Origin of the sequence: Litorimonas taeanensis, assembly GCF_003634015.1 — a bacterium.
In the GTDB taxonomy this organism is placed as follows: domain Bacteria; phylum Pseudomonadota; class Alphaproteobacteria; order Caulobacterales; family Maricaulaceae; genus Litorimonas; species Litorimonas taeanensis.
Genome location: NZ_RBII01000001.1, coordinates 392,989 through 419,903 on the forward strand (window position 1 = coordinate 392,989; position 26,915 = coordinate 419,903).

Genomic DNA, 26,915 nt, shown 5'->3' on the forward strand with positions numbered 1-26,915 from the left:
TTCTATAGGGGCGGATAAGAATTGAACTTAGAAACCAATCGGACGCCTTAATGCAAAGTTTGAATGATATTCGTCAGCAATTTCTCTCTTATTTTGGGGAGAACGAACATGCTATTCTACCATCAAGCCCGCTCGTGCCTGATAATGATCCCACATTGCTGTTTGTAAATGCGGGAATGGTACAGTTTAAAGATTATTTTACGGGCGCGGTGAAGCCACATATACCAAGAGCGACGACATCTCAGAAATGCGTCAGGGCGGGCGGAAAGCATAATGACTTAGATAATGTCGGCTATACGGCGCGGCACCATACATTTTTTGAGATGCTCGGCAATTTTTCTTTTGGTGATTATTTTAAAGAGCGCGCCATTGCGTCGGCTTGGGATCTTATAACGAATGTTTATTGTCTCCCGAAAGAGAAATTACTCGTCACAGTTTATCACACCGATGACGAGGCGTATGACCTTTGGAAAAAAATCGCGGGTCTCCCCGATGATCGAATAATCCGAATTGCGACCTCAGATAATTTTTGGGCTATGGGGGATACAGGACCTTGCGGGCCATGTTCTGAGATATTTTATGATCATGGCGAAGACATTCCTGGAGGCCCTCCAGGCTCACCTGATGAAGATGGTGACCGCTTTATCGAAATTTGGAACTTGGTTTTCATGCAGTATGAGCGCTTTGCCGATGGCCGAGAAGAAGCTCTGCCAAAGCCGTCTATTGATACAGGCATGGGGCTAGAGCGCATTACGGCTATTCTTCAGGGCGAGCATGATAATTATGATATCGACCTGTTTAAGACACTTATTCGCGCTTCTGTTGATTTGACGGGTGTGAAAGCTGAAGGTGAGGCGAAGTTTTCCCATCGCGTTATCGCTGACCATTTACGCTCTTGTTCGTTTCTTATGGCGGATGGTGTTTCGCCGTCTAATGAAGGGCGAGGTTATGTGTTGCGGCGTATTATGCGCCGCGCCATGCGGCACGCGCATTTGCTTGGGGCCAAAGACCCGCTCATGCATCGCCTAGTGCCCACATTGATTCAAGAAATGGGCGGCGCTTATGATGAACTCAATCGCGCCAAAGCGTCTATAACGGCAACCTTTGAACAAGAAGAGGAGCGTTTTCGCCGTACATTAGGCCGCGGAACAGCTTTATTAGAGGGGGCTGTAGAAGGGCTTAGCAAGGGCGCGAAACTGGACGGTGAAACAGCCTTTAAACTCTATGATACATATGGTTTTCCAATTGACCTGACACAAGATGCCTTACGGGCGAAAGGGCTCGGTGTTGATTTGGATGGGTTCGCGGCCGCTATGGAGCGCCAAAAATCCCAATCACGCGAGGGTGGGTTTGCGTCTGGCGACCAAGCGACGGATGATGTTTGGAATGAAGCCAAAGCTATAGCGGGTGATAGTGAGTTTACCGGATATGAAGAATTAAGTTCTGAGCAGAGCGTTAAAACCCTGGTTCAAAATGGTGTATCTGTTGAGAAGGCAAACACTGGCCCCGTTATGTTCCTTACGTCTAAAACGCCATTCTATGCAGAAAGTGGTGGTCAGGCAGGGGATAAAGGGACGGCGACATTCGGGAATGGCGCAAAAATCACCATTACTGATGTGCAAAAAAAGGCAGGTGGCCTGCATGTTCATATCGGTGATTTAACAGGCGAAATTGCTGTAGGGGCGTTAGCAACAATTACTGTGGATTCAAAAAACCGCGAAACGACGCGTCATAATCACTCTGCGGCGCATTTGCTGCATGAGGCCCTTCGCCGTGTGTTGGGCGAACATGTCGCCCAAAAAGGCCAAATGGTGGATGGTGAGCGCATTCGCTTTGATATTTCACACGGGGCCGCCATTACGCGCGAAGAGCTAGCCCGTGTCGAAGATGAGGTAAACGCGATCATACAACAAAATGCTCCTGCTATGACAAAGCTCATGAGCCCTGATGAAGCGATCAAAGCGGGCGCCCTAGCGTTGTTTGGCGAGAAATATGGTGATGAGGTGCGTGTACTGGCTTTGGGGAATGACCCGAAAGACCTCACAAAGGCCTATTCTGTAGAATTATGTGGGGGAACACATGTCGCGCGTACGGGCGATATTGCCTTGTTCAAAATTGTGAATGAAGAAGCGGTTGCAGCGGGTATCCGCCGCGTTGAGGCTGTTACAGGTGAGGTTGCAAGGCGTTATTTAGAAGACCAAGCGGGTCTAGCGCGTCAAGCGGCCGACACGCTGAAAACACGTCCAGAAGACGTCCCAGAGCGCCTTGAGGGCCTGTTGGCTGACCGAAAGCGCCTTGAAAAAGAGTTGTCAGAGACGCGCAAGCAATTGGCGCTCGGCGGCGGTGGCGGAGCCAGTGCGGCCGAAGATATAAATGGCACTCAGGTCATGGCGCGTGTTCTTGAAGGTGTTTCAGGTAAGGAATTACGTCCGATGATGAATGAGCAATTGGACGCATTAGGGTCCGGTATTGTGGCTTTCATCGCCAAAGAAGATGGAAAAGTCGCTGTCGGCGTTGCCGTTAGTGATGATTTGACGTCAAAATATTCTGCCTCGGATTTGGTGAATATTGGCGCGCCTTTCGTAAATGGTCGCGGCGGCGGTAAGCCAGGTATGGCCCAAGCTGGGGGGTCTAAACCCGAAGGGGCAGAGGAGGCGCTCGCAGCGATTAAAGCTGCGATATAGGCGTATCAGATAGGTGTGAGCGACGCGCTTTATATTAACACACAGCTTTCGATTCCAATGGCAGAGATTGAGCTGTCTGCCATTCGGGCTTCTGGCCCGGGTGGACAACATGTCAATAAAACATCGTCCGCGATACAACTTCGCTTTTATATTCCGTCGAGCGCAAGTTTGAACGCAGAGCAAAAGTCTAAACTTTTCGCTCATTCTGATAATCATATATCTGAGAACGGTATGATAGTGATTAAGGCCCAAGGATCACGGTCTCAACATCGCAATAAAGAGGACGCTTTGTTTCGATTAAAGGGGATTATCAAAGCCGCTTTGCAGCCGAAAATAAAACGTAAACCGACTCAACCTACTTATGGTTCTGTAAAACGACGATTAAAATCAAAAGCCATCCGGTCAGAGAAAAAATCATTGCGAGGGAAGGTCGAGAGAGACGACTTTTAACACTAAAACGCCCGTTTTTGTCGGTAAACAGCAGATTCCTCGGCTTATAACAGGCAAAAAGACTTGCCCAAAGCGCAGGGACTCGCTACATGCGCGCACGAATAGGCGCTCCTCTTTGTGATGGGGCGTTTTTAAATGGTAACATTGGAGGCCCCGATGGCTGTCCCTAAGAGTAAAATTTCTAATTCACGTCGTGGCATGCGCCGCGCACATGATCGCCTAACTGCAACAAACTATGTCGAAGATCAGGACAGTGGTGAGTTGCGTCGTCAACACCACATTGACCTGAAATCAGGCATGTATCGTGGGCGTCAGGTTCTGACACCAAAAGATTAGTCTTAAAAATTCACATTAATAACTGACCGGAGATACCCATGGTCGAGATCGAAACCATCTTAGCTAGGGAAATCCTGGACAGTCGTGGAAATCCCACATTAGAGGTCGACGTCACTCTAAGTGACGGTGCCTTTGGTCGTGCAGCTGTGCCAAGTGGGGCTTCTACAGGTGCGCACGAAGCTGTAGAGCTTCGTGATGGTGATAAGTCACGTTATGGCGGTAAAGGCGTTCTGAACGCTGTTCAAAACGTCAATGATGAAATTGCTGATACGTTATATGGCCTTGAGGCTGATAACCAACGCGGTATTGATCAAATCCTTATCGAACTTGACGGTACTGAAAATAAAAGCCGCTTGGGTGCAAATGCAACGCTTGGTGTTTCTTTGGCGCTAGCTAAAGCGGCCGCAGATAGCCAGCAAACGCCTCTGTACCGTTATGTAGGCGGCGCTAATGCACGTGTCCTGCCTGTGCCGATGATGAACATCATCAATGGCGGCGAACATGCTGATAACCCGATTGATGTTCAGGAATTTATGGTCATGCCTGTTGGCGCGGCAAACTTTCCCGAAGCTCTGCGTACGGGCGCGGAAATTTTTCATGCACTAAAGTCAAAATTAAAAGCCGACGGTCATAACACAAATGTGGGTGATGAAGGCGGCTTCGCACCCAATCTGGCGTCAACACGCTCTGCACTCGATTACATCATGTCTGCTGTTGAGAGTGCCGGTTTTAAACCGGGTGATGATGTTATGCTTGCTCTGGATGTGGCGTCCACTGAGTTTTACGAAGACGGCAAATATAACCTAAAAGGTGAAGGCAAGACTCTTTCATCTGATGAATTTGTCAATTACTTGGCTGAATTAACGACGGCTTATCCTATCCTCTCAATCGAAGACGGCATGGCCGAAGATGATTGGGACGGTTGGACGAATTTAAACGCCAAGATTGGCAATAAAGTACAATTGGTCGGTGATGATCTCTTTGTGACAAATCCAAAACGGCTTCGCAGAGGAATAGAAGAAAAAGCTGCCAACTCTATTTTGGTGAAAGTCAATCAAATCGGTACATTGTCAGAGACTATGGACGCCGTTGATATGGCGCATCGTGCGGGCTTTACGTCGGTCATGTCTCATCGTTCTGGTGAAACTGCCGATACGACTATTGCTGATTTAGCGGTTGCGATGAATTGCGGTCAAATCAAAACGGGTTCATTGGCTCGCTCTGATCGGTTAGCAAAATATAACCAACTCTTACGAATTAATGAGCAATTGGGTGAAATGGCGCATTATGCAGGGCGTTCTATCCTTCGCGGATAATGACTAACTGATAACGATTATAAAAGGCGCGAATCACTTTCGCGCTTTTTTTATGCGCATAGAACAGAGTCTTAAGTCTGTCTTAACGACTATCCGTAATATCACCTTATGCGTTACACTCCGCAAATGAATGAAGTGCACTCGTCTCAGTTTGCGCCAATCGCGATAGTCTCAGGCTTTTTCCGTAATGTTCGGTGGCCCGTTTTGGCGATCTGTACTCTCTATGTATATTTGGCCTTTCACGCGCTTTCTGGCTCTCAGGGCGTTGTGAATTGGGTGAATAATGATACGCGCGCGGAGATATTGCAGTCTCGCTTAGATAATCTCACCTTGCAAAAGCAGGTTTTAGAGGCAAAGGTAGAGGCGTTAAGTGTCGAGCAATTGGACATTGACGTTTTAGACCAACTTTCGCGCGAGAAACTATTTTATTCGTATCCGAAAGAGTTAACGATTTGGCTTGACCCAGAGGGGTAAAATTGCCGATTATAGTCTAAATCACGAATTTGAAGTGAAAATTTTAATTCGTATGTAAACTATCATTTTGACCCTCGAGATGTCTATGGCTACGAAACCTAAAAAAGCGACCCCTAAAAAGTCGTCTTCTCTTTCAAAAACAAATGCTGAGGAGCTCTTAGGGTATTACCGAGATATGTTGCTTATCCGCCGTTTCGAAGAAAAGGCTGGGCAGCTTTACGGCATGGGTTTGATCGCAGGATTTTGTCACCTTTATATCGGCCAAGAGGCTGTCGTTGTAGGTTGCCGCGCTGCGATGAATGAAGGCGATCAAATGATCACAGGGTATCGTGATCACGGGCATATGCTGGCTTGTGGTATGGAAAGCCGCGGCGTTATGGCCGAGCTTACAGGGCGCGAAGGGGGCTATTCCCGCGGTAAGGGTGGTTCCATGCATATGTTCAGCACGGAAAAGAAATTCTATGGCGGACATGGTATCGTTGGGGCTCAGGTTCCATTGGGCGCAGGTTTAGGCTTTGCGAATAAGTATTTAGACAATGGTGCGGTAAGTCTGGCCTTCTTTGGTGATGGTGCGTCTAATCAAGGGCAGGTCTATGAAACATTCAACATGGCGAAGCTTTGGGACTTGCCAGTCGTATTTGTAATTGAAAACAACCAATATGCTATGGGGACATCTGTAGAGCGTTCATCCGCTGAGACAGAACTTTATAAGCGCGGCAGCAGTTTTGAAATTGAAGGCATACAGGTTGACGGGATGAATGTTCTTGAGGTGCGCGACGCGGCTCAAAAAGCTATCGATCATGCGCGCTCTGGCAAGGGGCCCATGATATTGGAAATGAAAACCTACCGTTACCGCGGACATTCTATGTCAGATCCAGCAAAATACCGGTCTCGCGACGAAGTAACTAAGACACGCTCAGAGCGTGATCCCATTGATTTTGTTCGGGCCCAGTTGCTAGATAAAAAATGGGCAGATGAAGCCAAGCTAAAAGAGCTCGATAAAGAAATTAAAGAAATTGTCGTTGATGCGGCTGACTTTGCTCAGGAATCGCCTGAGCCTGATCCTTCTGAGCTTTGGACAGATGTGTTGCTAGAGGCCTAAGCCATGCACCTTGTTCAGCTGAACATTGCAGAAGCTCAATATGATATGGAATCCCGTGAAATGAACGGGTTCACAAGCCGTATCGACGCTATAAATGCCATAGCGGACCGAGCGGAAGGCTTTGTTTGGCGTTTGAAAGATGACGGCAAACTAGATGGTGCTCTCTCTATTCGTCATGAGGGTTTCGGAGAGTCAGTGCTTATAAATATGAGCGTTTGGACATCGATAGAAAGTCTGTTTCAATTCGTTTATAAAACGGCCCACACTAAGGTAATGCGTGAAGAGAGAAGGAATTTTCACAAAATACCAAAAGAACATATGGTCCTCTGGTGGGTCGATGAGGGGCATATACCCACGTTAGACGAAGCCTATCATAAATTAGAATGGTTGAGGTCCAATGGGGCTTCACCACAAGCCTTTTCATTTGCTTTGCCTTTCAATGAAAAAGGTCAGCCCGTTCAAACTAATTTTCCTAAAAAGGATTGCGCCTAATGCCATCCTTATATTCATTCAAGTCCTTCCTTTTTAGAGGTTTCTAAAACATGGCAATAGACATTAAAATGCCCGCGCTTTCCCCGACAATGGAAGAAGGCACACTTTCAAAATGGCTCGTAAAAGAGGGCGATAGCGTATCCTCTGGTGATATTTTGGCTGAAATTGAAACAGACAAAGCGACAATGGAGGTTGAATCCATTGACGAAGGCACAGTGGGTAAGATTGTGGTGTCTGCTGGGACAGATAACGTCAAAGTCGGCGAAGTGATTTTGCAGCTCTTAGAAGAAGGTGAGACAGAAGCTGATCTAGGAAAGCCAGCGGCCGCTCCTGAAAAAACAGAGGCGAAGTCAGAGGTGAAATCTGAAGCTGATAGTGCGCCTGAGCCCAAAAAATCGGCTCCACCCAAATCTGTTACGGTTGCAAAAGACCCAGATATTCCGACGAATATTAAAATGGTTGAAACAACGGTCCGTGATGCTTTGCGCGATGCTATGGCAGAGGAAATGCGCCGCGACGAAACTGTCTTTGTTATGGGCGAGGAAGTCGCGGAATATCAGGGCGCCTATAAAGTGACACGCGAGCTATTGCAGGAATTTGGTGCTCGCCGTGTAGTCGACACGCCAATTACGGAATATGGTTTTGCTGGTATTGGCTGCGGTGCGGCGATGGGCGGGTTAAAGCCAATTGTTGAATTCATGACGTTTAACTTTGCGATGCAGGCAATTGACCACATCATTAACTCTGCCGCGAAAACTCTATATATGTCGGGTGGTCAGATGCGCTGTCCAATTGTCTTCCGTGGACCAAACGGCGCGGCGTCTCGCGTTGGGGCGCAACATAGTCATGATTACTCATCATGGTATGCCAATGTTCCGGGTCTTAAGGTTATTGCGCCTTATGATGCAGCTGATGCTAAGGGCTTGATGAAGGCCGCCATTCGTGATCCGAACCCAGTGGTCTTCCTTGAGCATGAGTTGATGTATGGGGAGAGCTTTGATGTTCCAGATATGGATGACTTCCTTATACCGATTGGCAAAGCAAAAGTTCGCGTTGAGGGCACAGATGTAACGCTTGTTGCACATAGCCGCATGGTAGGACGTTGTCTCGAAGCCGCTGAAATCCTTGCAGAAGAGGGTATTAGCGCCGAAGTTATCGACCTACGCACAATTCGTCCGTTAGACACAGACACGGTGATTGAATCCGTTAAAAAGACAAATCGCATCGTTTGCGCCGAAGAAGGTTGGGGGCAAAGCGGTATCGGAGCAGAAATTGCAGCCGTTGTGGTAAAAGAAGCCTTTGACTACCTTGATGCTCCGCCTGAGCGTGTATTCCAAGCGGATGTACCTCTGCCATACGCCGCAAATTTGGAGGCACTTAGCTTACCTGGGACAGATGATGTCGTCGAAGCTGCAAAGAGGGCGTGTTACAAATAGATTTGGATTTAACCCATTGGTGTTTCTAATATTTATTATGAGGATCACCGTGGGTCGCTTGAAAGATTTATTCGACATAAAGTTATAATATGTTTTGCTCGAAAAACTTTACTCAGTATTTCTGGCGGAAAAAATCTCAAGGATTGCTTTAACACTTTCGGGTGTCATTTAATTTTTGGACGAATATGAAACATTTGAGGCTGAAATAAATTAAGCTAAAATGTTTTGAAGAGGCGGTTACGGAAGACCGAAAAAGGACTTAGATTATGCCAATTGAAATTCTCATGCCAGCTTTGTCTCCGACTATGGAAGAGGGCACGCTCTCTAACTGGTTGATGAAAGAGGGCGATAAAGTGTCCTCTGGTGATCTATTAGCCGAAATTGAAACAGACAAAGCGACGATGGAAATTGAAGCCGTCGAAGAGGGTATTCTTGCAAAGATCTTAGTCCAATCGGGAACGGAAGGTGTGAAAGTTAATGCGCCGATCGCGATCTTGCTCGAAGAAGATGAGGATGAGAGTGACCTAGACGGATATAGTGTTGGCGGCGGATCCGCGCCGAAGGCCACAGCCAAAGACGAAAAGGCTGAAGCCGCGAAAGACACCAAAGCAGAACCAAAACAAGAGACGTCTGCCTCTAAAGCCAAGTCAGGCCATGACGGCAATCGCATCAAAGCATCACCTCTGGCAAAACGTCTTGCGAAAGATGCTGGCATTGATCTGGCGAGCGTGAACGGTTCTGGTCCGAATGGCCGTATTATTAAGGCCGACATTGATGGCTATGAAGCGCCCAAAGCGGCTGCTAAACAACAAGCCGCTCCGCAGGTGGAAAAAGAGGAAAGCACCGAAGTTGGCGCAGTTCGCTCTGGCGGTGCGGATTACTTGTCTAAATTAGGCATCGAAGCTGGCACCTATGATTTGGAACCATTGGACGGGATGCGTAAAGTCATTGCTAAACGCCTTTCTGCCTCAAATAACAATGTTCCTGATTTCCCGCTCACCATTGATTGCGAAATTGATGAGCTCTTGAAAATGCGCAAAGAGCTGAATGGTCAAGCCCCAGAGGGTGTTAAAGTCAGTGTGAATGACATGTTGATTAAAGCGTCTGGGCTCGCGCTCAAACATTGCCCGAAAGCGAATGCGAGCTTCACGCCTGATGGCATTGCCTATCACAGACACGCTGATATTGCGGTCGCTGTTGCGATTGACGGCGGATTGATTACGCCAATTGTCCGCGAAGCCTGTAATAAAGGTTTGTCTAGTATTTCAACGGAAATGAAGGATTTGGCCTCTCGCGCCCGCGATAAGAAACTTAAGCCACAAGAATATCAGGGAGGAACCTTTTCTATCTCAAATCTTGGGATGATGGGGATTAAAGAATTTGGTTCTATTATTAATGAACCGCATGGAATGATTTTATCCGTTGGTGCAGGTAGCCCGCGCCCTGTTGTAAAAGACGGCGCTTTGGCTATTGCGACCGTGATGACCGTGACTTTAACCTGCGATCACCGTGTTGTGGATGGGGCATTGGGCGCGGAATGGCTTCAACATTTCAAACGCTATGTTGAGCAACCCATCACGATGATGCTCTAAATTCATTAACGAAGTTCATGAGCAGGTCGTTATGGTTAACTTAACGTCTACTGCTATTAATACTCTCGCGACAGGCGAGGGTTATTGCTCCTGATTCGAGATAGGCCTAGCTTGGCCTGAATCGAATGACGGAGGCTCCATGTTTTTGAAATCTCTTTTAACCGGAACCGTCCTTGCATCGCTAGCAGGGGCTGTGGTGTATTTTGGTACGGGTGGAGAACTCGCACAGGCGGATATACGGCGTGCTGTCCTGGAAACAAAAGATGCTACACAAACGGTAACAACGTCAGTGAAAGAGACATTTGACGACCTAAAAACTGCCGCGATGCAAGACGGGCCAGTCATCCAAGAGGCTTCTCTCAAAACAGATACTCTGACAGACATTGTGAACACGGGAACCGTGGATGATAAGGGTGATAGTCGACAAAAGAAGTGGCTATCGCGTTATCTTGGAAAGTTAAAGTCAGAGAAAGATGGTGTTCCCTTTAAGGCTGACGATGAAAATGACATTTGGGCCGCCAAGATAGAAAGCCACAAAACAATACCTTCATTACTCGTGCCAGCCACAGCGGAATTCAATGATGTTTACTCGACTATTTTGTCTCAGGCTGAATCATTAGAAAGCCAAGAATCACGAGATAGAGCCTATTTGAACTTGATAAATTTCAGCGTTCGAAATGGGGCGTTTGATAAGGCTATGTCTGTCATTGAAAAAATTAGCCAACCGCAATTTCGCGATACAGCGCGGAGTAATGTTGCCGTTGGGTTGGCACGAAAAGGCCAGCAAAAACAGGCTTTTGCAATTCTTGATGAAGTTGAGACAGCTGCGCTCTCTGACGTTCTGCGCTTGCAGGTCACAGAGGCTATAAAAACATCAACAGCGCAATAGTGGATTCTCTATAATTAATTGCTTTGGGAAGCTGTTATTCTCAAATAGAGGTTCTAATTCGAACATTTATCTGCCATAAGGTTTGGGATTAAACTCCCACTTAAAAGGCAAGTTTATGGCTGATACAGCTTTCGATGTTATTGTAATTGGTTCTGGCCCAGGGGGCTATGTCACCGCGATCCGTTCGGCGCAATTAGGCTTTAAAACAGCCATTGTCGAGAAAGATGATTTAGGTGGCGTTTGTTTGAATTGGGGATGTATCCCTACGAAAGCGCTTTTACGGTCTGCAGAAGTTTATCATAACATGCAGCATGCTTCGAATTATGGTTTGTCTGCTGAGCCCAGTTTTGATTTGGCTAAAATCGTGGAGCGCTCGCGGAAAATTGCCGGGCAACTTTCTGGCGGTATCAAACATTTAATGAAGAAAAATAAGGTCAATGTGATCAGTGGATTTGCTACCCTGAAAAATGGGAAAGAGGCGCCAACTGTGGTGGTTGATGGAACGGATTATTCTGCCAAACACGTTATTCTTGCCTCTGGTGCTCGGGCGCGTACGATACCGCAAGCGGGTCTGGAACCGGATGGAAAATATATTTGGACGGCCCGCGAAGCTATGGTGCCTGACACAATACCTAACAAATTATTGGTTGTTGGGTCTGGGGCTATCGGCATGGAGTTTGCTAGCTTCTTTGATGCTTTTGGCGCTGACGTAACCGTTGTTGAGATGGTCGACCGCATCTTGCCGGCTGAGGATGAAGAAATTTCGAAAATGGCGCGTAAAGCTTTCGAAAAGCGTGGTGTGACGATTAAAACAGAAACGCAGGCTAGTGTGAAAACGGGCTCTAACGGAGTAACGGCGACCTTAACCAAAGATGGAAAGTCTGAAACCGCAGAATTTGACCGCGTAATTCTCGCGGTGGGTATTGTTGGCAATGTCGAAGATATGGGCCTTGAAGACTTGGGTGTAAAAATTGACCGTACCCATATTACCGTGGATGAGTATTCGTTTACAGGTGTGAAAGGTCTTTACGCAATTGGTGATGTCACAACACCGCCTTGGCTAGCGCATAAAGCCTCACATGAAGGTATTATCTGTATCGAAAAAATCGCGGGTCAATCCCCGCATCCGCTAAATGCGAATGCGATACCGGGTTGTACTTATTGTCATCCGCAGATCGCTTCAGTTGGCTATACAGAAGCTCAAGCCAAAGAGGCTGGGTATGATGTGAAAGTTGGACGTTTTCCCTTTATCGGAAATGGTAAGGCGATAGCCTTGGGCGAACCAGAAGGGCTTATCAAAACGGTATTTGATGCCAAAACAGGGGAGCTCCTCGGCGCGCATATGATTGGTGCTGAAGTTACTGAATTGATTCAGGGCTACACGATTGCACAAAAATTAGAGACGACGGAACATGAGCTAATGGAAACAGTCTTCCCCCATCCTACGCTTTCTGAAATGATGCATGAAGCAGTCTTGGATGCCTATGGCCGGACTATTCACTTTTAGCATTTGATGCCTTAGTCGAGTAAAATACGCCCTCTATTAAAGGGCTTGCGGGTCTTTCCGAAGCGCAGGCCTTGAGCCAATTTGATTTTGGCTCTGAGGCAGGGCTTTTCAACCCAATACCAAGATAGTGTTGAAATGGCGATGGTAACGGGGACTGCAATGGCTAATAGCGCCCACATTGATAGTGCGGGAAACCATTGGAAGAAAAGCTGTAACAGACACCAGTGATAAATATAAACGCCGTATGAAATATCCGGAATCTTTTGAAGGGCGGAAAACTTTGGGGCTTTCATATAGGCGAGAAGCATGAGCCCATAACCCAAAAATAAGTTAGTTGAGATTTCAACGCTAGGCGTATTCCCTAACAAAAAAGCCAATAGGGTAACAATTATGAAGCCCAATAAGTGGAACTTTATTCGGTCTTTATAAGCAAAAAACGTCGCTCCCAGACCATAGGCCACGCCAAAACGGAGGCAGTTTTGGACTGTCCCAGAGAGGGTTTCAAATATGCCGAGTTCTTTGGTGACTAACCAAGCGATAGAGGGAAGAATAAATTGCGCTAAAATCATCCATTTGCGCCGCATGAGACCTAAAGCGAAAACGAAAGCAGTTAAGACATAGGCGATAAGCTCATATCTCAAAGTCCAAAGGGGCGCCGATGCAAATTGCTCTTCATTTCCAGTGAAAACACCCGGTAAGATTACGTCAGTATTTAAAAATGTTAAAACCAATAATGGTTGTTTCCAAACATCAGAATGGGTCAAATATTCCCAAATTGGCAAGGATGTACTCAATGGGCCGATGACAAACATCACAAATAACAAATGCGCTATCAAGGCCGGGTAAATTCTCAATAGTCTGGCTGAGCTATAATCCTCAATATCACCGCGATAGGTCATGCTTTTTGTCACCAAAAAACCAGAGGCAATGAAAAACACATTCACGGCTAGGTAACTAAAGCCGTAATCAAAAAAGAGATGAGGTTCTGCATTCAGGTCACGATTAGCGATAACACTTGCATGACCAATTACCACCAAGAAGGCCATAAGCAATCTTAAGGGCGTAAAGAAATTATCATGCCCGTCTCGAATTTGGACAGGTGTTACAAAACGCTGCCATATAGTCTGGGGCTTTAGATGTGATATGTCAGTTTTATGGGTCATGTTTCTATTTTCGGAACGCTGATAAGCGTTTGAAGTTAATATAAGCAAAAAGTGCGCCATATTCTCCATAGAGTAAGCGAGGCATACATTTACCCATATTTGGGGCATAGCTTTGCAGTTAAGAAGAGAAAATTGGCTTGCTCCTGCGGCTCAAAACCCCCATTTAACTTTCATGGCTACCCTAATTGATACCAATAAGAATTTGCGCCCCAAACCTGCGCTGCGACATCCGGAAAAGGCGAACCGCCCTGATACGGAAATATTGCGCAAACCGGCTTGGATACGCGTAAAGGCGCCGACTTCAAAAGGTTACGCTGAAACGCGTAAAATTGTAAAAGATAAAGGGCTTGTGACTGTTTGCGAAGAGGCAGGCTGTCCAAATATTGGTGAGTGCTGGGAAAAATCTCATGCCACATTCATGATACTTGGTGAGATCTGCACGCGGGCTTGTGCTTTTTGCAATGTTGCAACTGGCCTGCCGCAAAATGTTGATGCCTATGAGCCAACAAAAATCGCTGAAGCTGTAAAAGAAATGGGCTTGCAACATGTCGTCATCACTTCTGTGGATCGCGATGATTTGAAAGATGGCGGTGCTCAGCATTTTGTAGACGTGATTAACGCAATCAGGTCATCTTCGCCAAAGACAACAATTGAAATTTTGACACCCGATTTCCTTCGCAAAGAGGGGGCTGTCGAAACGGTTATTGATGCCCGCCCAGATGTGTTTAATCACAATTTGGAAACGGTTCCGCGCCTGTATTTGTCCATCCGTCCAGGGGCGCGATATTATCATTCTATGCGTTTGTTGGAACGCGTGAAAGAACGCGACCCTTCACAATTCACAAAGTCAGGCTTGATGGTGGGTCTTGGTGAGACCAAAGAAGAAGTCATGCAGGTTATGGATGACATGCGTAGCGCGGGTATCGATTTTCTGACTATCGGGCAATATCTTCAGCCGACCCGCAAACATGCGGCGGTGAAACGCTTTGTGACTCCAGAAGAATTCAAAGCCTATGAAACCATTGCAAAGGCGAAAGGGTTTTTATTGGTCTCGGCTAGCCCATTGACCCGTTCAAGCTATCATGCGGATAGTGATTTTGCGAAATTGCAAATGGCCCGAAAAGCACGCCACGCATAATGCCATCAACAACTTTCACAAAGCATATTCCTCATGCGCCAGATGACTTGTTAAAACTCGTTTCTGATGTCGAAGAATACCCTTTATTTATCGACTTGGTCTCTAATTTACGCATTACAAAAAAAATAAGCGAGACGGATTTTGAGGCTGAAGCAATCGTTGCCTATAAAGCCATTCGTCAGACCTTTAAGTCATCGATAAAAATTGATCCTGAGAAACGCAGTATTCGTGTGAAAAAAGCGGAGCGCGGCGGTGCAATCAAAATTTTAGACAATCGTTGGACATTTCATGAATTGCCTGATGGGACGACCTTGGTCGATTTTTATGTTGATGTGACCTTATCGGCCTTTCCGTTGAATATTCTTATTAAAGATAAATTCGCAAAGGCGAGTAAAGACATTATGGCGATGTTTGAAAAACGCGCCAAAGAAGTCTGTCCACCTGTTAAAGCCGATCCAAATTTAGATTTGGTTCAAGAAAAATTAAATTTAGGCCTTGTTTAGCTTAGATTGATTAAATGCGATTTGAGAGCCTTTAAAGCTTCGTAACAGGTCAAATCTCTTACCTTATTTCGGCCAACATCGCCAAAATTATGCAAAGCAGATTGCGGAGAGTGTGTTTTTGACGCGGCTGCAATCCAGACCGTACCCACAGGTTTTTCTTCGGTTCCACCGCCTGGGCCCGCAATGCCCGTTACGGCAATCGCTAAATCCACGTTTAATCGTTGCAACGCGCCCTGCGCCATTTGCTCGGCTACATTTTGGCTAACGGCGCCATAGCTTGACAGATCTTGTTCTGAGACACCTAGTTGCTCGACTTTTACTGTGTTGTCATAGGCAATTATGCCGCCCTTAAATGAGGCGGACGATCCAGCAATGGCGGTTAAGGCCGCGCCGATTAGTCCGCCCGTACAGCTCTCAGCGGTGGCAATATGTAAATGCTTTTCAGCCGCCAAAAAATTTACGTCGGCGGCAAGTTTGAAAATATCTTTCAGGGTAGGGGGGCTCATTCGGGTAACACTATCGTCGCGCTTGCTTGGGCCGCTAGTCCTTCGCCGCGCCCAGTAAAGCCAAGTTTTTCAGTTGTCGTTGCTTTAAGGCTAACACGATGCATGGGGAGTTGACAGAGTTCAGAAATGCGCGAACGCATGGCCTCGCGGTGCGGCTTAATTTTTGGTTTCTCACAAATCAATGTAACATCCACATGTTGCAGTTTCCCCCTGCGCTTTTGCATTTCCTCGAGGGCGAAAAGTAGAAATTTATCAGAGCTTGCCCCTTTCCATTTTTCATCGGATGGCGGAAAGTGATCGCCAATATCACCAAAGGCCAGAGCGCCAAGGATAGCGTCCGTCAGTGCATGTAGTCCCGCATCTGCATCGGAGTGACCTTTCAAAGAATATCCGCATTCGATAGGTACGCCGCATAACCATAATGTTCCTCCATCTTCAAATTGGTGAACGTCAAAGCCACTGCCGGTGGCGATATAGGTAGGCGTCTGGAGCATAGCCTCTGCTTTAGCAAAGTCTTCTGCATAGGTCAGTTTGAAATTGCGTTCATCCCCTTGGGTAAAGGTAAGGCTTAATCCAGCCTTATGAGCGACGGCGATATCATCTGCAAAGGCATCGTTTGCCGCATATTCGTCGAAGGCAGAGAGTATTTTGTCATAATGAAAGGCTTGCGGTGTTTGCACTCTTAATATCTCGTCCCGATTAACAGCAGCGCCTTCGGGCGATTTACAAGCGTCGACAATTTTCAGTGCGGGTACGGCTGCGGAGTGCGTTTCTAACGCTTGCCCCAAGGCTTTTATCAGGGCCTCTGTGACAAATGGCCGAGCCGCATCGTGAATATAGACATGGTCTATGTCTTTTCCTTTCAGAGAATTTAACCCGCATCGCACAGATTCTGTGCGAGTGCTTCCGCCAGTGACTATTTTTAAGGCGGAGGAGGGTTTTTCTGATAAATCACCGATGAATCGGCAATTTTTCGCAACGACAATCGAAATGACATTGAAATCAAACGATTTTTTAAGGTTCGAGATTGTGTGTTCAATCAGCGGCTTTCCTGATAAGGGTTGAAACTGTTTTGGAATGTTACCGCCCACACGCTCACCTTTACCTGCGGCGACTAATATTAAGGCAGAACGTAGCATAAAGACTCAAAACATGCGGTGAATTATTGTGCGCCCTTGTGAACGCGATTAAAGACTGACTACATGGCAAATCCTATTCATATCGGCAAGCTCGAACTCTGTTCGCGCGTACTTGTCGCCCCTATGTCGGGCGTTACCGATTTACCTTTCCGGAAAGTACTAGCGAGGTTTCAACCTGGCTTAGTCGTGTCAGAAATGGTCGCTGGCGATAGGCTCGCCAAAGGGGATAAGGAATCATTGGCGCGGGCCGCAGGGTCGAACGATATCTATCCACTTGCTATTCAACTCGTGGGGCACGACCCTGATTGGATGGGGGTTGGTGCCAAATTATGTGAAGATGCCGGCGCGCACATCATTGATATCAATATGGGCTGCCCTGCGCGAAAGGTCGTTGGGGGGCAATCAGGTTCGGCCTTAATGCGCGATCTTGATCACGCCATGGCAATGATAGAAACAACACTTGCCTCCACCACATTACCAGTCACATTAAAAATGCGGTTAGGGTGGGATGATGATAGTTTGAATGCAGCGGAGTTGGCGCAGCGCGCTGAAGCGGCTGGTATTCAAATGGTCGTTGTGCATGGACGGACACGCTGTCAGTTCTATGAGGGAAAAGCGGATTGGGCTGCTGTCAAAACTGTCAAAGACGCGGTATCTATACCTGTTATCGTTAACGGCGATATTGAAAGCGGCGAGCAGGCATTGACGGCCATGTCTCAATCTGGGGCCGATGGGGTCATGCTTGGGCGAGCCTTAACGGGCCGCCCTTGGCTTTTGAGCGAAATTATTACGGCCGTAGACGGCCTGCCTCTTCCAAACTTGACCGTAGCTGAAAAGGGACAGGTCGCCCTTGACCATTACCGCGATATTCTTGCTTTCTATGGTATAGGAAAGGGGCTTCGCGTCGCGCGTAAACATGTGGCAGGATATTTAGAGCACGCGCCAAATAGAACCTCAGATAAAGACAGGCGAGAGGCTTTGTCATCTAAAGACCCAGAGATTGTAATCTCATATCTGAAATCAGCCTTTAAAGCGCCCTCTAATAATGAAGCCGTGCAGCGAGCAGCGGAAGACATTGTAGCATGAATAGTTTCAATCCAGACTTACCGCTTGGGGCCTTATTTACCGAGGATGCGCCATTCCCTTGCTTTTTAGTGCATCCCGCCGAGGAAACTATCGTTTGGGCCAATGATATGGCGCAAAATTGGGTTGGGCTTTCTCTACGCCGTATGGGGGCCAAACCCGTTTGGAGTCTCTTAGGGATTGATGAAGAGTCTAAATCTTCAATTTTGAAAGCTTATAATCAAGGTGCGGCCGTCACTGTTCGTGATTCCGAAGTGACTTTACCGAGTGAAGGGGATGGCGAAACACGAGTGTGTCACATCAGCGCTTTTGCCACACAAGGGCATATCGGGTTGTCTTTCCGTTTTGCAAAAGCCCAGCCGCGAAGCCTTAAAATGGGCGGGCAGGTTGTGTCAGGTATGGGGCGGCTTATTGCTCATGAACTTAAAAACCCTCTCGCGGGTATCAAGGGCGCGGCGCAATTATTAAGTGATGATGTGACGAGCGAAGAAGGACAGGCGCTCATCAATCTAATTTCTTCAGAAATTGACCGTATCCGCCGTCTAGCAGACCGAATGGAAACGCTTGGTGATAGAGATCCTGAAGTTGGGGAGCGCGTAAATATACATGAAATTTTACGCCGCGCGCGCAAAATTATTCAATCTGCAGATGGCGCGCTTCAATTCACGGAAAGTTATGATCCATCCTTGCCTCATGCTGCTGGGGATCCAGATACGCTTATGCAGGCCTTGTTGAATTTAATAAAGAATGCCTCAGAAGCTGGGACACATATTACTCTTAAAACGAAATTTCGTAGCGGTGTATCCGCTACTGTTGAAGGCGGAAAAGTTAGCCTGCCGATAGAAATTCAAGTGATTGATAATGGGCCGGGGATACCTCCCGATTTAGTGGATCAGGTCTTCCAACCCTTTATGTCAACGAAAAAGGATGGCCAAGGCTTAGGCTTGGCGCTCGTTTCAAAAGTGGCATCGGCGCATGGGGGCGTCGTCGAGGTCAGATCTCACCCAGGAAAAACCAAATTTTCATTGCTCCTACCGGTGCCTGAAGATGCGTAGAGTTTTTCAATTAATGAAGGAAGCATCATGAAATACGAAGTTCTTCTTGCTGATGATGATGACAGTGTACGCCTTGTATTATCAAAAGCGCTAACTCGGGCAGGGCATACCGTAAAAGCCACAGATAACGCGCAAACGCTTTTAAAATGGGCCCAGGCCGGTCAAGGTGATATTATCGTGACTGACGTCATGATGGGGGGGCGAGAAGTTTTCGAAACTTTGCCAGATATTGGTGATGCTCGCCCCAAAATGCCAATCGTCGTCATTAGCGCGAATAATACCGTAAACACTGCGTTGAAAGCAGGTCGGCATAAAGTGTTCGAATATGTTCCCAAGCCTTTTGATCTAGAAGACGTCACCAATGCCGTAGCGCGCGCGGGGCAATCGGTTAATCCACGCCGAAGTCGTCAGTCATCGAAAAGTAAAGGCTTGCCCATGATTGGACGAAGTGCGGCTATGCAGCCTGTCTATCGTGCGGTTTCCAGATTTTCGGATAGTGACCTGCCTATACTCATTCAAGGCGCGGTTGGAACAGGCAAAGACTTGGTGGCCCGCTTACTCCATGACGGCGGAATGCGCCGTGATAGGCCGTTTCTGCGCACCAATGATTTTGATAACACGTCTTTAACGCTGCAAAAGGTCAATGGCGGCGATATTTATGTTGATGAAATTGCCGAATTGACTCTCAGTCAACAAGACCGTCTTCTGGCTTTGATGACAGAAGCTGAGAAAATTAGCCCCACAGTTCGCCCGCGTATCATTTCGGCTACGCGGAAAGACCTTAGAAAATTAGTGGAAAAAAGTGCGTTTCGAGATGACCTTATGTTCCGTATTAATGTGGCTGAAATTCGTATTCCGCCTTTATCAAATCGCGATAATGATACTTATGAGCTGGCAGAAAGCTTTCTTGTTCAAGCCTCTCAGGGCCAGACTCGTCGGTTTGAATCGGATGCGCTTGATATCTTACATCGTCATGAGTGGGCCGGAAATGTTCGTGAGTTAGAGAATTTAGTTCGGCGTCTGGCTGTGCTTTATTCCGATGAAATTATAACAGCAGAAATGGTGTTGCAGGAATTTTCTAAAGATATTCGGCCGCATGGCGACACCAATGAAAGCCAAGTTAAACTGGATAAACGCCTAGAAGAGGCCTGCCGCAGTTTGTTAAATGATGAAGAAGCAAAGTTTGAGGATTCACTTTATCAAACAGCATTAGGTTGGGTTGAAAAACCTTTAATCGTTGAGGCCTTGCGATTAACTGGCGGTAATCGGGCAAAAGCCGCTGAGCGCTTAGGTATTCACCGCAACACGCTTCGGACGCGCTTGAAATCTTTAGATATATCCTGAGTGCGCATTACTGTTGATTTTATGCAACAGTGATGTAATGCGGTAACAGTTAGTTTTCGGTTCTGCGGAATCGTATGAGGGACTGTGTGAGCGGCATTAAGGCACAATCAACATTAGACACGCAAATTGCTGGGCGCTTAGCGTCTGGCGAAATGGCGATTGATGACACGGCCTTACTTGCCTCTGAAATTCCCAGTACGGGGCTCTCGACTGTCGGGATCACTCCAAACACAGAACCCTTTATAAAACGCGCCCCTCGTATTGCGCGCTCTGCCCTATTTGGTGTCGCTTTTGTAAGCGCGATGTTTGTTACGGCCCTTGGGGCCATACTCTCTTTTTCTGATGTAGAGCCGCAAATTGACCAATCATATGAGTTATTGAGGGCCAATTTGGTTCTTATTTTACTCCTCGCTATATATTTAGGGTATCGCGTATGGGGCACGCTTTTTGCGGCTGAAAGGCGCCGAACAGCGCCGTTGTTACATCGACGGTTCGTCTTTATTTTCAGTCTCGCCGCTCTTTTACCTGCAATTATCGTGGGCAGTTTTTCCTTCTCATTCATTAGCCAAAATTTGAATGATATTTTTGGTAATGATGTGCGTGATAATATGAGCCAAGCTAGCGCCATCTTGGAGGATTATGTCGATCAAGAGCTGTCTGACTTGGGCGAAGATATTTCTGATTTGTCCTCTGCGTTGAACGCACAGCCGCGTGATATCCTGAATCGCATTTCATTGACGGCAGAGTTGCAAATTCAAGCCCGTGTTCGTGATTTAGACTCTGTCTATATTCTAAGTGATCAAGGTGATGTATTAGCGCGCGTTGAAAGCCCCTATGCACCTGCCTTTCGCGTGCCGACTAATGGTGTACTGCAAAGCGTTGTCAATGGTGGTGTGGCTTACCAAAAACGGGATGACTTGGATTACTTAATTGCTCTGACACCACTGCCGGGGTTTGCGAATGCATATCTTTATGTCGGCCGAGGGCTGCGTTCAGAAAGTCAGGTTTTATCCAGTATTTCTGGGATTGAGGCTGCGACTTTGTCTTTGCAAAACTTCAATCGCAAGCAATCAAAAATGAGAACTATATTTCTTCTGACATTAATCGAAACGGCATTTCTGATTGTCATGGCCTCAATTTGGTTGGGATTGCTTTTGGGTAACCGCATTATCGAACCTCTTGGACGTTTGATTACCGCGGCTGAGCGCGTGCGTGCAGGTGACATGAGTGTGCGTGTTGATGTTGGCGGCGACTGGGGCGAGATTTCTGATCTTGGCGGCGCGTTTAACCGGATGACGCAACAATTGGATTTTCAGCGTCACGCTTTGGTGAAAGAGCATGATATTTCAGAACAAAGACGCCAATTCTCCGAAGCTGTTTTATCGGGCGTAAGAGCCGGGGTTATCGGGTTGGCGCAAACGGGGCGTATTACACTGGTGAATAACTCGGCTGAGCAGTTATTAGGCGTGGATGGGAGCGCCTTGCTGGATGCACCAATTGACGAAGTTCTCTCGCCATTTGCAGCGGCTTTCAAAAAGGGCCGAGAAAGTATTTTGGCAACAGCAGAAGACCAAGTGAGCTTTGAAATTGATGGTCAAATTCGTAACTTCGATTTGCGTGTTTCCGCTTACCAAGGCCCAAGAGAAGATACAGGCTGGGTGCTAACGTTTGATGATATGACGCGCCTCGTTGCTGCTCAGCGGCATTCCGCTTGGAGAGAAGTGGCGCGGCGAATTGCGCATGAGATCAAGAATCCTCTTACGCCCATCCAATTATCGGCTGAACGCTTGCAAAGAAAATACAGCAAGGAAATTAAAAGCGACCCGCAAACCTTTGAAAATTGCACACAAACCATTATTCGTCAGGTCGGTAGCCTTGAGCAAATGGTGAATGAATTTTCGGCGTTTGCGAGGATGCCAGCACCCGAAATGGATAATGTGAATATACAAATGCTACTCGAAGCCGTGTTGTTTGAGCAGGGCGTGGCCTTTCCACAAATTAAAATTTATCAAAAAGATAAACCAAAGACGGAATTAACCGTATGGGCCGATGAACGTCTGATTACTCAAGCATTGACCAATGTGTTTAAAAATGCAGGCGAAGCCGTTTCCCGCATTGCCGAGGCAAGTGGTGATGAGAATTTCCAAGGCGTTATAAGGGCTGAAATTCAAGAAGATGATGGGCAGATACTCATTCGTATAAGGGATAATGGGCCCGGCTGGCCTGTTACAGACAGATCTCGATTGTTAGAGCCTTATGTGACGACAAGAGAAAGCGGGACGGGGCTAGGTCTCGCTATTGTAAAACGAATTGCCGAAGACCACGGCGGAACACTTTCTTTAACTGACCCGTCTGCGGGAGAAAAAGGGGCCTGCGTGGAATTACGTTTGCCCAAACGCAGTAAAGATTTGCCTCTGGAGCATGCACGCTAATGACCTATGATATTTTAATTGTCGAAGATGAAGTTGATATTCGCGAAATGATTGCGGGTATTTTAGAGGATGAGGGACATAAGACACGGCAGGCTGGAACAAGCCAAGCCGCTCTTGAGGCGGTACGAAAGCGGCAACCCAATCTTGTTGTCTTGGATGTATGGTTGAAAGGGAGCGAGATGGACGGCATCGAGGTGCTTGATGCTCTGAAGTCTTATTATCCAACTTTACCTGTCATCGTCATCAGTGGTCATGGCACTGTGGAAACGGCGGTCTCGGCTATTCGAAAGGGGGCATATGATTACATCGTCAAACCCTTCAAATCAGAAAAATTGATAGTCACAGTGTCACGAGCTTTGGAAAGCGCTCGCTTGCGTCAAGAGAACGAAGAACTGAAGGGGCGAACACAAAGCGATACGACTTTAATCGGCACATCGGGAATCATTCAGCAATTAAGAGCCAAAATTGATCGAATCGCTGGGACAAATTCTCGGGTTTTAATTACGGGGCCGTCTGGGAGTGGCAAGGAACTTATCGCGCGCCTCTTGCACGCGCAATCAAAGCGGGCAAGTGGGCCTTTCAAAGCTGTAAATGCGGCATCGATGGTGCCTGAACGCGTAGAGGAAGAGTTGTTTGGTATTGAGGCCGAAGATGGCCATGTGGTCAAAAGCGGTTTGCTGGAAACGGCCCATAATGGAACGCTTTATCTGGATGAAATTTCAGATATGCCTGCTGAAACTCAAGGGAAATTATTGCGCCTTTTGGTCGAACAGCGTTTTCGTCGATTAGGGGGGAAGGCGGATGTACAGGTCGATGTCAGAGTCATCACCTCAAGTTCGCATGATCTGGCGCAAGACGTGGAAAAAGGCCGTTTTCGTGAAGACTTATTCCACCGTCTTAATGTGATGCCTTTGGAAGCCCCGACGCTAGGAGAGCGTAGAGAAGATATTCCGTTACTTGTTGAGCATTTTATTCAACAATTAGCGACCTCAACGGGGCTACCTGCTCGTGAAATCGGCCCAGATGCTATGGCGGCACTGCAGGCGCATGATTGGCCGGGAAATGTTCGGCAACTCCGCAATAATGTCGAAAGACTGCTTATACTTGCCACAGGTGAGCCAAGCCAACCCATTACGCTTGAAACCCTGCCGCCAGAGGTCTCTGTTGTTCGGCCCTCAGGTGGGGCATCCGAATCTGAACGTATGATTGCTATGCCGCTTCGTGATGCGCGTGAGCATTTTGAACGCGAATATTTACAAGCGCAAATTGACAGATTTGACGGAAATATTTCACGCACAGCCAGTTTTGTGGGGATGGAACGTTCAGCCTTGCACCGAAAATTAAAGTCGTTAGGTTTGGGGGCAAATGGGCGCGAAGACGCCTCGTAAATCTATTCTGCGTAGGTCTCTACTTTGGCACTGCGCGAGGGCGTTGCAAAAGGTAAGAGCGAATGCGGGTCATTATTTGCGGTGCTGGACGAGTTGGCTATGGCCTCGCTCAACGCTTGGCTGTTGAAAACAACACGGTGACAGTCATTGATTTGTCATCAGAGCTTATTCGTCAAATCACGACGGATTTAGATGTTAGAGGCGTGGTCGGTAGTGGGGCACACCCCGATGTCTTGGATCGTGCAGGCGTGCGGAACGCTGACATGATTATCGCTGTCACCTATGCTGATGAAGTGAACATGATTGCCTGCCAAGTCGCGCATTCACTTTTTGACGTGCCGACTAAAATTGCACGTGTTCGCGCGCAAAGCTATCTCGATACTCGGTGGAACGACCTCTACAGCCGTGAAAACATGCCTATCGATATTATTATTTCTCCGGAAATTGAAATTGGTAAAGCTATTTTGAGGCGTCTTAATACGCCCGGTGCGTTCAATGTTGTCCCCTTTGGCAAGGGGCAAGTGCTTTTACTTGGTGTTAAAATCACCGAAGATTGTCCGATTACAAACACACCTATTCGTCAAATTCCTGACTTATTCGAAGGGCTACACGCGGCTATTGTCGGGATAAAGCGGGATGAAACCGTTTTTGCGCCAACGCCTGATGACCCGTTGAATGTGGGGGATGACGCCTATTTCATTACCAAGCGGGAACACGCCTCTCGATTGCTTGAAATCATAGGAGCCTATCAGCAAAAAGCGCGGCAGGTCGTCTTGATTGGTGCCGGTAATGTCGGCCGTTATGTCGCTAGGGAGCTTGAAAGCGTGCCTGGCGTCCGTGTTCGGATGATTGAACACAATAAAGACTGCGCCGAGAGAGCGGCTGAAGAATTAAGCCGCACCGTTATCTTAAACGGGGATGCGATGGATGCTGATATACAAGAAGAAGCGGGTGTCGGTAGTTCAGAAGTCGTGATTTCGCTAACCAATGACGATAAAATCAACTTACTCTCTGCCGTTCTTGCTAAAAAGCTCGGAGCTAAGAACACAATCAGTTTGGTCAATGATATTTCAATGCAAAATATGCAGGCTGAGCTTGGTGTAGATATGGTCATCGACCCGCGCTCCAGCACAATTTCTTCCATTTTAAGACATGTTAGGCGTGGCCGTATTTTGGATGTGTATTCTCTTGATCAAGGCGGCGCTGAGGTCATGGAAGGGGAGGTTTTAGAGACATCGCCGCTGGCGGGTAAAGCTCTGCGCGACGCAGAGCTGCCAAATAACATTACAATTGGGGCTATTATCCATAAGGGCGTGGTCGAGTTCCCTCGACCTGATTTAATCGTACGTCAGGGCGATAAAGTGATTCTTTTGGCTGAACGCTCAGCCATGAAATCCATTGAAGCCATGTTCAGGGTCAGTACGGATTATTTCTAACGTCTATGGCCGTTACACGTATCATTCTTTGGCTCGGCTATTCAGCGGTCTTTCTCGCAGCGCTGATGGGCGCCTCTGCCTTTGCGGCCTTGCTATTGCTCGATTTTCACATGGCCGTTTTAATGAGCGTATCAGGCTTATTCACTTTCATGTTTGGCGCCATATTTGTTTTGATTATGTCCAAGACACCTTCGCGTGAGACGAATAGTGACGCTTTAGTCTTTCTACTTTTATTCTGGTGTCTTTCACCTGTTTTAGCGGCCACGCCATTTTGGCTTAACGCCCCTGAGGGGACATGGCTCAGGAGCTATTTTCATGCTGTCAGTGCCATGACGAGCACAGGGGCAAGCGGTTATGTGATTGATGATTTGCCGCAATCCTTGGTGTTTTGGCAGTCCATACTTCAGTTTTTTGGCGGGGTAAGCGTTGCAACTTTTGCCGTCGTGATTCTTGCGGCGTTGAATTTAACGGGAACAGGGATACATCGGTCTAACCTTTTTGCTTTGAAAAAAGGGGAACTTTTCCCAAGACTGGTAGGAATAGGCCGTATAGTGGCAGGAATATATGCCCTAATTGCGAGTGTGTGTTGTGTGTTGATGATATTAGGCGGAGCGCCTCTGTTTGAATCAATATGCCTGTCATTAGCCGGGGTCTCGACTGGAGGAATCCCGCCGCGGTCAGAGGATTTATTTATATATATCCCGCGTTTTGCGGCTTTCGTGTTGGCGGTCAGCTGCGCTTTGGGAGCCATGAACATTTCCATCATCTGGGATGTGTTTCGCGTTCGGAATTGGCGGAATTTGAGACGTCTTTACCTTAGTGTTGAGCATCGCACTTTGATATCTTTGACGATAATCATCACATTTTTAGGGCTTTTTTACGCTGGATTACAAAACATTTTCCCTATTTTTATAGAGGCGATTTTCTTCATTAGTACAGCTGGGTTTATTTATGACCCCATAAGTATAGAGCAAATACCTAGCGTGGTTCTTATAGCTATCGCCTTGGTTGGTGGGTCAGCGTTATCAACAGCGGGCGGATTAAAGATGATTCGTATCATCCTTTTATTCAAACATCTGAGTACTGATATAAGCCGGCTTTCGCATCCTTCACGGGTTTTGCCTGTTAGCTTTAAGAGGCGGATTATTCCCGATCAGGCCTTTTTGTCAATTTGGATGTACTTTTTCGGTTACACATTGGTGCTTGGAGCAGGCATAGTTGGTTTTGGCGTTATAGGTCTAGATTTTGCAGATGCTACAACGGTGAGCGCGGCAGCCTTGGCCAATATTGGCCCGTTATTACCTGCCACGATTCCAGATTCAGGACTAAGCTGGCATGAAATGACAGCAGCACAAATGGCTTTGAGTTCTGCATTAATGTTAGTTGGGCGGGTTGAAGTCTTGGCGGTTTTGGTCTTGATTACGCCTTCATTTTGGCGACAATGATTTTA

The 26,915-nt window shown here is 47.2% G+C and carries 23 protein-coding genes; 20 read left to right on the top strand and 3 right to left on the bottom strand.

All coding sequences use genetic code 11. From position 1 onward, the window contains the following. Positions 1-50 precede the first annotated feature (50 nt). The 11 genes from alaS (at position 51) to lpdA (ending at position 12,278) form a co-directional block, all read left to right on the top strand. On the top strand, positions 51-2,684 hold the full coding sequence (gene alaS / locus DES40_RS01810) for an alanine--tRNA ligase (protein WP_121098867.1): 2,634 nt from the start codon (positions 51-53) through the stop codon (positions 2,682-2,684). A gap of 15 nt (positions 2,685-2,699) precedes the next feature. Beyond that, positions 2,700-3,134, top strand: coding sequence for an alternative ribosome rescue aminoacyl-tRNA hydrolase ArfB (gene arfB / locus DES40_RS01815; protein ID WP_233345348.1), 435 nt, complete (start codon positions 2,700-2,702; stop codon positions 3,132-3,134). Between the two features lie 156 nt (positions 3,135-3,290). Further along, positions 3,291-3,470 (top strand): 50S ribosomal protein L32, encoded by a 180-nt coding sequence (rpmF, locus tag DES40_RS01820; protein WP_121100334.1) that lies wholly within the window; start codon positions 3,291-3,293, stop codon positions 3,468-3,470. Between the two features lie 38 nt (positions 3,471-3,508). Continuing rightward, positions 3,509-4,786 carry a phosphopyruvate hydratase gene (gene eno / locus DES40_RS01825; protein WP_121098868.1) on the top strand — a complete coding sequence of 426 codons (1,278 nt, stop codon included), beginning with the start codon at positions 3,509-3,511 and terminating at the stop codon, positions 4,784-4,786. A 126-nt stretch (positions 4,787-4,912) separates the two neighbouring features. Continuing rightward, positions 4,913-5,260, top strand: a complete 348-nt coding sequence (locus DES40_RS01830; RefSeq protein WP_121098869.1) for a hypothetical protein — start codon at positions 4,913-4,915, stop codon at positions 5,258-5,260. An 85-nt stretch (positions 5,261-5,345) separates the two neighbouring features. Continuing rightward, entirely contained in the window at positions 5,346-6,362 is a 1,017-nt protein-coding gene (gene pdhA, locus DES40_RS01835; protein WP_121100336.1) for a pyruvate dehydrogenase (acetyl-transferring) E1 component subunit alpha, read from the top strand. Positions 6,363-6,365: 3 nt separating this feature from the next. Then, the gene (locus DES40_RS01840) at positions 6,366-6,854 is read left to right on the top strand and encodes a DUF3291 domain-containing protein (protein WP_121098870.1); all 489 of its coding nucleotides are present in this window, start codon (positions 6,366-6,368) and stop codon (positions 6,852-6,854) included. Between the two features lie 50 nt (positions 6,855-6,904). Beyond that, the gene (locus DES40_RS01845) at positions 6,905-8,290 is read left to right on the top strand and encodes a pyruvate dehydrogenase complex E1 component subunit beta (RefSeq protein WP_121098871.1); all 1,386 of its coding nucleotides are present in this window, start codon (positions 6,905-6,907) and stop codon (positions 8,288-8,290) included. A gap of 266 nt (positions 8,291-8,556) precedes the next feature. Next, complete coding sequence (locus DES40_RS01850) at positions 8,557-9,882, top strand: pyruvate dehydrogenase complex dihydrolipoamide acetyltransferase (protein ID WP_121098872.1); 1,326 nt, start codon at positions 8,557-8,559, stop codon at positions 9,880-9,882. Between the two features lie 139 nt (positions 9,883-10,021). Beyond that, positions 10,022-10,771 (top strand): hypothetical protein, encoded by a 750-nt coding sequence (locus tag DES40_RS01855; RefSeq protein ID WP_121098873.1) that lies wholly within the window; start codon positions 10,022-10,024, stop codon positions 10,769-10,771. Between the two features lie 115 nt (positions 10,772-10,886). Then, complete coding sequence (gene lpdA / locus DES40_RS01860) at positions 10,887-12,278, top strand: dihydrolipoyl dehydrogenase (protein ID WP_121098874.1); 1,392 nt, start codon at positions 10,887-10,889, stop codon at positions 12,276-12,278. An 11-nt stretch (positions 12,279-12,289) separates the two neighbouring features. Here the strand turns inward: lpdA and DES40_RS01865 are convergent, their stop codons facing one another. Further along, positions 12,290-13,441 (bottom strand): acyltransferase family protein, encoded by a 1,152-nt coding sequence (locus tag DES40_RS01865; protein ID WP_170144838.1) that lies wholly within the window; start codon positions 13,439-13,441, stop codon positions 12,290-12,292. Between the two features lie 172 nt (positions 13,442-13,613). On the opposite strand from DES40_RS01865, the gene lipA reads away from it, so the two are divergent. Beyond that, the gene (gene lipA / locus DES40_RS01870; protein WP_121100338.1) at positions 13,614-14,579 is read left to right on the top strand and encodes a lipoyl synthase; all 966 of its coding nucleotides are present in this window, start codon (positions 13,614-13,616) and stop codon (positions 14,577-14,579) included. Continuing rightward, on the top strand, positions 14,579-15,082 hold the full coding sequence (locus tag DES40_RS01875; protein WP_121098876.1) for a type II toxin-antitoxin system RatA family toxin: 504 nt from the start codon (positions 14,579-14,581) through the stop codon (positions 15,080-15,082). Before lipA ends, DES40_RS01875 begins: the two co-directional genes overlap by 1 nt. On the opposite strand, the gene DES40_RS01880 is transcribed toward DES40_RS01875, so the two are convergent. Both DES40_RS01880 and DES40_RS01885 read right to left on the bottom strand, forming a co-directional pair. Further along, on the bottom strand, positions 15,079-15,588 hold the full coding sequence (locus tag DES40_RS01880) for a CinA family protein (protein ID WP_121098877.1): 510 nt from the start codon (positions 15,586-15,588) through the stop codon (positions 15,079-15,081). The genes DES40_RS01875 and DES40_RS01880 overlap by 4 nt on opposite strands. Further along, the gene (locus tag DES40_RS01885) at positions 15,585-16,727 is read right to left on the bottom strand and encodes a bifunctional 2-C-methyl-D-erythritol 4-phosphate cytidylyltransferase/2-C-methyl-D-erythritol 2,4-cyclodiphosphate synthase (RefSeq protein WP_121098878.1); all 1,143 of its coding nucleotides are present in this window, start codon (positions 16,725-16,727) and stop codon (positions 15,585-15,587) included. The genes DES40_RS01880 and DES40_RS01885 overlap by 4 nt, the downstream gene beginning before the upstream one ends. A 63-nt stretch (positions 16,728-16,790) precedes the next feature. Between DES40_RS01885 and dusB the strand changes: the two genes are divergently transcribed. From dusB to DES40_RS01920, 7 genes are all read left to right on the top strand, one after another. Beyond that, positions 16,791-17,813 (top strand): tRNA dihydrouridine synthase DusB, encoded by a 1,023-nt coding sequence (dusB, locus tag DES40_RS01890; protein ID WP_121098879.1) that lies wholly within the window; start codon positions 16,791-16,793, stop codon positions 17,811-17,813. Next, a complete protein-coding gene (locus DES40_RS01895; RefSeq protein ID WP_121098880.1) occupies positions 17,810-18,865 on the top strand; it encodes a two-component system sensor histidine kinase NtrB in 1,056 nt (351 codons plus the stop codon). Before dusB ends, DES40_RS01895 begins: the two co-directional genes overlap by 4 nt. Positions 18,866-18,892: 27 nt before the next feature. Further along, positions 18,893-20,209 carry a sigma 54-interacting transcriptional regulator gene (locus DES40_RS01900; RefSeq protein WP_121098881.1) on the top strand — a complete coding sequence of 439 codons (1,317 nt, stop codon included), beginning with the start codon at positions 18,893-18,895 and terminating at the stop codon, positions 20,207-20,209. An 86-nt stretch (positions 20,210-20,295) separates the two neighbouring features. Next, the gene (locus DES40_RS01905) at positions 20,296-22,641 is read left to right on the top strand and encodes a sensor histidine kinase (RefSeq protein ID WP_170144839.1); all 2,346 of its coding nucleotides are present in this window, start codon (positions 20,296-20,298) and stop codon (positions 22,639-22,641) included. Next, positions 22,641-24,029: a nitrogen assimilation response regulator NtrX gene (gene ntrX / locus DES40_RS01910; RefSeq protein WP_121098883.1), complete on the top strand. Its 1,389-nt coding sequence runs from the start codon at positions 22,641-22,643 to the stop codon at positions 24,027-24,029. The genes DES40_RS01905 and ntrX overlap by 1 nt, the downstream gene beginning before the upstream one ends. Positions 24,030-24,091: 62 nt before the next feature. Then, positions 24,092-25,465, top strand: a complete 1,374-nt coding sequence (gene trkA / locus DES40_RS01915) for a Trk system potassium transporter TrkA (RefSeq protein ID WP_121098884.1) — start codon at positions 24,092-24,094, stop codon at positions 25,463-25,465. A 5-nt stretch (positions 25,466-25,470) separates the two neighbouring features. Continuing rightward, positions 25,471-26,910, top strand: coding sequence for a TrkH family potassium uptake protein (locus DES40_RS01920; protein WP_121098885.1), 1,440 nt, complete (start codon positions 25,471-25,473; stop codon positions 26,908-26,910). Positions 26,911-26,915: the final 5 nt, after the last annotated feature.

What these genes read in the sequence shown, in the direction of transcription:
- DES40_RS01920 (WP_121098885.1), top strand. Translation starts at nt 25,471, where the DNA reads ATGGCCGTTACACGTATCATTCTTTGGCTCGGCTATTCAGCGGTCTTT.
- DES40_RS01840 (WP_121098870.1), top strand. Translation starts at nt 6,366, where the DNA reads ATGCACCTTGTTCAGCTGAACATTGCAGAAGCTCAATATGATATGGAA.
- DES40_RS01855 (WP_121098873.1), top strand. Translation starts at nt 10,022, where the DNA reads ATGTTTTTGAAATCTCTTTTAACCGGAACCGTCCTTGCATCGCTAGCA.
- DES40_RS01850 (WP_121098872.1), top strand. Translation starts at nt 8,557, where the DNA reads ATGCCAATTGAAATTCTCATGCCAGCTTTGTCTCCGACTATGGAAGAG.
- DES40_RS01865 (WP_170144838.1), bottom strand. Translation starts at nt 13,441, where the DNA reads ATGACCCATAAAACTGACATATCACATCTAAAGCCCCAGACTATATGG.
- DES40_RS01885 (WP_121098878.1), bottom strand. Translation starts at nt 16,727, where the DNA reads ATGCTACGTTCTGCCTTAATATTAGTCGCCGCAGGTAAAGGTGAGCGT.
- dusB (WP_121098879.1), top strand. Translation starts at nt 16,791, where the DNA reads ATGGCAAATCCTATTCATATCGGCAAGCTCGAACTCTGTTCGCGCGTA.
- pdhA (WP_121100336.1), top strand. Translation starts at nt 5,346, where the DNA reads ATGGCTACGAAACCTAAAAAAGCGACCCCTAAAAAGTCGTCTTCTCTT.
- DES40_RS01880 (WP_121098877.1), bottom strand. Translation starts at nt 15,588, where the DNA reads ATGAGCCCCCCTACCCTGAAAGATATTTTCAAACTTGCCGCCGACGTA.
- ntrX (WP_121098883.1), top strand. Translation starts at nt 22,641, where the DNA reads ATGACCTATGATATTTTAATTGTCGAAGATGAAGTTGATATTCGCGAA.
- lipA (WP_121100338.1), top strand. Translation starts at nt 13,614, where the DNA reads ATGGCTACCCTAATTGATACCAATAAGAATTTGCGCCCCAAACCTGCG.
- trkA (WP_121098884.1), top strand. Translation starts at nt 24,092, where the DNA reads ATGCGGGTCATTATTTGCGGTGCTGGACGAGTTGGCTATGGCCTCGCT.
- lpdA (WP_121098874.1), top strand. Translation starts at nt 10,887, where the DNA reads ATGGCTGATACAGCTTTCGATGTTATTGTAATTGGTTCTGGCCCAGGG.
- DES40_RS01895 (WP_121098880.1), top strand. Translation starts at nt 17,810, where the DNA reads ATGAATAGTTTCAATCCAGACTTACCGCTTGGGGCCTTATTTACCGAG.
- alaS (WP_121098867.1), top strand. Translation starts at nt 51, where the DNA reads ATGCAAAGTTTGAATGATATTCGTCAGCAATTTCTCTCTTATTTTGGG.
- eno (WP_121098868.1), top strand. Translation starts at nt 3,509, where the DNA reads ATGGTCGAGATCGAAACCATCTTAGCTAGGGAAATCCTGGACAGTCGT.
- DES40_RS01900 (WP_121098881.1), top strand. Translation starts at nt 18,893, where the DNA reads ATGAAATACGAAGTTCTTCTTGCTGATGATGATGACAGTGTACGCCTT.
- DES40_RS01875 (WP_121098876.1), top strand. Translation starts at nt 14,579, where the DNA reads ATGCCATCAACAACTTTCACAAAGCATATTCCTCATGCGCCAGATGAC.
- DES40_RS01830 (WP_121098869.1), top strand. Translation starts at nt 4,913, where the DNA reads ATGAATGAAGTGCACTCGTCTCAGTTTGCGCCAATCGCGATAGTCTCA.
- DES40_RS01845 (WP_121098871.1), top strand. Translation starts at nt 6,905, where the DNA reads ATGGCAATAGACATTAAAATGCCCGCGCTTTCCCCGACAATGGAAGAA.
- rpmF (WP_121100334.1), top strand. Translation starts at nt 3,291, where the DNA reads ATGGCTGTCCCTAAGAGTAAAATTTCTAATTCACGTCGTGGCATGCGC.